This is a genomic window from Synechococcus sp. R6-5 (assembly GCF_047461775.1).
Lineage (GTDB): Bacteria > Cyanobacteriota > Cyanobacteriia > Thermostichales > Thermostichaceae > Thermostichus.
This window is the reverse complement of record NZ_JANSHV010000192.1, coordinates 1-4460: the sequence shown is the minus strand read 5'-3', so window position 1 is coordinate 4460 and position 4460 is coordinate 1. Positions and strand designations below refer to the sequence as shown.

4 protein-coding genes are annotated in these 4460 nt (G+C 58.9%); 3 read left to right on the top strand and 1 reads right to left on the bottom strand.

What is annotated here, in order from left to right; genetic code table 11:
• Positions 1-58 precede the first annotated feature (58 nt).
• The 3 genes from NW818_RS10420 (at position 59) to NW818_RS10410 (ending at position 4048) form a co-directional block, all read left to right on the top strand.
• Positions 59-829 (top strand): hypothetical protein, encoded by a 771-nt coding sequence (locus NW818_RS10420; protein ID WP_414329723.1) that lies wholly within the window; start codon positions 59-61, stop codon positions 827-829.
• Positions 830-1039: 210 nt separating this feature from the next.
• Positions 1040-2158 carry a calcium/proton exchanger gene (cax, locus tag NW818_RS10415; RefSeq protein ID WP_414424504.1) on the top strand — a complete coding sequence of 373 codons (1119 nt, stop codon included), beginning with the start codon at positions 1040-1042 and terminating at the stop codon, positions 2156-2158.
• A 39-nt stretch (positions 2159-2197) separates the two neighbouring features.
• Positions 2198-4048, top strand: a complete 1851-nt coding sequence (locus NW818_RS10410; protein ID WP_414424503.1) for a mechanosensitive ion channel family protein — start codon at positions 2198-2200, stop codon at positions 4046-4048.
• A gap of 96 nt (positions 4049-4144) precedes the next feature.
• Here the strand turns inward: NW818_RS10410 and NW818_RS10405 are convergent, their stop codons facing one another.
• Positions 4145-4384 carry a DNA-directed RNA polymerase subunit omega gene (locus tag NW818_RS10405; protein WP_011433877.1) on the bottom strand — a complete coding sequence of 80 codons (240 nt, stop codon included), beginning with the start codon at positions 4382-4384 and terminating at the stop codon, positions 4145-4147.
• Positions 4385-4460: the final 76 nt, after the last annotated feature.

Genomic DNA, 4460 nt, shown 5'->3' with positions numbered 1-4460 from the left:
GTCAGCATGAGTGTGGGAGTATGTCACGTACCTTTAAGGCTGAGCGCAGAGGGATCCCATGGCGATCATCGTCCTGAAAGCCTGGTATTTGGATTCGGTGTTGTCTGCTTCTCAAGTCCAACAGAGGGCCCCCGACCTGCGCCTAAGCCGTACCGGCCTCTTGAAAACGGCGATGCGGGCCGACTTTCTCGACGATGTGGAGCAGGTGAAGGCTTCCGTATGGTGGCAGCGCTACCTGGAAGGAGAGCTGGTGGAGTTTTACATTGAAGGCAGCGGCGCCTACAGCATCTCCAACCTCGATTTGATCAGCCGTGAGATCTACTTTAATAAGCGGGCCACCCTGAACATGACCGAGCCGGTCATCTACTTCTGCGGCCAATCGGATTACCCCGACTCCAGCGCCACTCTGCACCGGGCATTGCAAGCCGTGGTAGAGACCCTCAATCGCAACCACGGGCCGGTTGTGCCCCTACAGCTGCAGGGATCCCTTCCCGCTGAGGCTGAGACCCCGCTCATCGATGCGGCCTTGATTCGCAAGCTCAAGCACGCGCTGCTGGTGGTGGCCGATGTAACCCCTGTGCAGGTGAATGGCCGGGGGCGTCCCCTACCCAGCCCCCAGGTCTGTCTGGAGTTGGGCTATGCCCTGCAATCGAAGCGCCCTGAACAATTGCTGCTGGTACAACTCCCCCGCGACGGCATCGAGGGATCCTTTCCCTTTGAGGTAGAGGGCAGCAGTTTTTTGAAAATCGCCGATCCCCAGCATCTGTCCGATCAATTGGGAGCCGAGATCGCCCGGCAGTTGCAGCGCAACCGGGTTATCTCCCTCTAGCCAGCAGCACCTATCCAACCTCCCCTCGCAGCCGTTAGACTCTTGGAGATGGTCACTCCTGGCCATGGGGGATCTGGCTCCCCGAAACCCAAACAGCCTCCATCGTCGCTACCTTTTCTCCCCTTGTGAACCATGACCCTGGCTAACGCAAATCCTTTGGTTTCGCCGGATCGCTCTGCGGCAGGTTGGCAGAGAGGTCTGAACAGCATAATGTTCCTGCTGCTGTTGGGGGTTCCCCTATCTTGGGTGGGGCACTTCCGGGGCTGGGATCCCAACCTGGTCTTCCTCTGTGCGGCTTTGGCGGTGGTGGCCTTGGCAAAGTTTATGGGTCAGGCCACGGAAGAGATTGCAGCCTTGACAGGGCCGACAGTCGGGGGGCTGATCAACGCCACCTTTGGCAATGCGGCGGAGTTAATCATCGGCTTGGTGGCACTGCGGGCGGGGCTGGTGGATGTGGTAAAAGCCTCCATCACCGGCGCGATCATCAGTAACCTGCTCCTGGTGACCGGCTTGGCCATGTTTTTGGGCGGGATCAAGTTTCGGGAGCAGAGCTTTCGACCCGAGGTGGCCCGCATGAATGCCTCGGTGATGAACCTGGCGGTGGTGGCCTTGATCTTGCCCAGTGTGGTCACCTATGCCGATGCCAACTTGGGGGAGATCTCCATCCAAGAGCTATCCACGGCGGTAGCCCTGGTGCTGATCGGGGTTTACGGTCTTACTTTGCTGTTTTCCCTCAAAACCCACAGCTACCTCTACACCCTTCACGAAGCGGAAGCCGCAGAAGATGAGGCGGCCAGTCGCCTGGCCCCCAATCCGGTTTTGCAGGCGGAGGGATCCATTCCCCAAGTGCTGACGGCTCCACCTGAGCGGGCCGGTTTGGGGTTTTGGGTGCTGATCCTCTTGGGGTTGACGGTGCTGGTGGCGCTGGAGTCGGAACTGTTGGTGAGCACTCTAGAGGATACGCTGGAACACTTTCACATGACGCCGCTGTTTATGGGGGTGATTTTGTTGCCGATCATCGGCAACGCGGCAGAGCATGCGACGGCGATCACGGTGGCCATGAAAGACAAGATGGATCTCTCCTTCTCGGTGGCGCTGGGCTCGACGATGCAAATTGCCCTGTTTGTGGCACCTCTGCTGGTGCTGGCCGGGGATGTGCTGCATCAGCCCATGAACTTCAACTTCGGCATGGTAGAGTTGGTGGCCATTGCCGTCTCGGTGCTGCTGATCAATTCCGTTAGCAGCGATGGGCGATCCAACTGGCTGGAAGGGCTACTGCTCTTGGCCACCTACGCCATCCTTGGGATTGCCTTCTTCTTTCTGGAGTGAGGTTGTTCAAGTGCTTCGCACCGCTGACGCGAACGGCTCATGCTGCACAAACTGCGATCGGTAGACAAGCCGAAGCCGGGGAAAACGGGATCCCTGTTTTGGCCTCTCCTTTTCAGTGCATCTCTTGCCCTATCCCCCATAAGCGGGCCCGCATGGGGGCAGGAAACTGCTGAAAACAACGGCACCGCCCCCAACCTGCCTTTGCTCAACCGTTTGGATGCCCTAGAAGAGCTGCGGCAAGCGCTTAGCCTCCCCACCTCTTCTATCCAGGCGAAGGCCGTGACGCTGGATGGGCGGCATTTGTTTGTGGTTACTGCTCCCCAGGGGGATCCCGGCAGCCTGCCGCCGGTGTTGCAGCGGGTACGCTCCATTGAACAAACCCTGCACCAGTTGGCCAGCGCCGGATTCGATCCAGAGGCGCTGCAGGTTGAAGTCACCCTAGACGGCCAGACCAACCAGCCTGTTATCCGGGTGAATGGGCGACATTTGCTGACCATCACCTCCCTCGATGCCCAATTCCAGGGCGCCCAACCCATGGACTGGGCTGAGCAAGTAGCCGGCATTGTCGAGGAAGCGCTGCGCACCTCGCAACGGGAGCGGCAGCCTCAATTTTTGCGCCGCCAAGCGGTGATTGCCCTCGGCATCCTGGCTGTGGTAGGGAGCCTGAGCCAGCTCTGCCAGCGAAAACGGCGACGGCTGCAGCAAAAACGCGATGCCCTGCAGACGGAATACCAGGCCATCCAAGCAGAGATTCAGGAGCGCCTAGCGGGGGAAGAGCAGCCGGGCGTGGATCCCGTCTTGGTCGAACAACAGGCCGGACGCAAACGGCAGGAATCCTATTTAGAGCTGCAAATTCGCCTGCTGCGCCTGGTGCAAATTGGCCTGTGGGTGGGCGGAGTTGGGGTGAGCTTGGGCCTTTTCCCACAAACGCGACCCCTGCAAACGTTTTTCCTGGTTTCGCTGCGCGGCCCTCTGTTGCGGTTGACAGGGGTGGGCCTGGCCACCTATGGCAGTGTTTGGCTGAGTGGACTGGTACTGGATAACCTCTTTGCTGCCCTGCGCCAAGAGCAAAATGCCCCCACCTATCGCCTCAGCAAACGCCTCAGCACCTTTGCCAGCGTCTCTAAAGGAGCTGCAGCCACTACCCTGGTTTTGCTTGGATCCCTGGCTGGCCTGGCCTCGGTGGGGGTCAATATTGGCCCCTTAGTGGCCAGCCTGGGCTTTATTGGGCTGGGGATTTCCTTGGCTGCTCAGGATCTGATTAAAGATGTGATCAATGGGCTGTTGATTTTAATTGAAGATCAATTTGCCGAAGGGGATGTGATCGTGGTGGACGGGCGGGGCGGCCTTGTGGAACACATGGATCTGCGGCTAACCCAGTTGCGCAACACCGAAGGCAGCTTGATCTCTATCCCCAACAGTGCCATCCGGGTGGTGGAGAACCTCTCCAACGGCTGGTCACGGGTGGATCTGGGGATCATGATTGCCTATGAAAACGATCTGGAACAGGCAATACGCATCACCGAGCAGGTGGCTCTGCAGATGTACCGGGAGCCAGCTTGGCGGGAAAAAATCCTCGAGCCCCCCGAAATGCACGGTGTCGATGATCTGGGGGAGCGGGGGATCACGCTGCGCATTTGGATCAAGGTGCAGCCTCTGCAGCAGTGGAGGGTGGCGCGGGAATACCGCCGTCGCCTCAAACACGCCTTCGACCAAGCAGGGATCCAGATTCCTTTCCCACAGCAGACCCTCTGGTTCCACAGCCCCTTGGAGATGCGCATCCAGGGTCTCAGCCCAGAGGAGACCCACCGCCTGCTGCACCTAATGGAATCGCGGCTCGAGGCTCGCCTGCGGGAAAGGGATCCCGTTGCAAACGACTTGACAAATTGACAAAATAGGCGGCTGCCGAAAGCTTCTACCCTTAGCCGCTCAGCCGGCTAGCAGTTTCAACAGGGCGGTCGCGCCAGCAGGCCGCAAGTCTAGTGACTACTCATCGCCGATGATTTCCGGCTCAGTCAGTTCATCCGACATTTCGATGACAGCGCGGCGGATTGGCTTCATCCAGCCATCTTCTATATCATCCGGATCCTCGTAGCGGCGGCGCTTGGCGCGGTTGGCCACCTGTACCGTGATGCGATAGCGATTTTTGGAAGCGTTGATCAGAGCCTCTACCCGACGCATCAGCTCGTCATTGTCAATAGCCAGTTGATTCTTGCGGGAAGCCATAATCGCAGTCTTAAATCTTGATATCTTGTTGCCACCGGGATCCCAAGGGGACTCCGTCCCGCTACCGCGAAAGGAC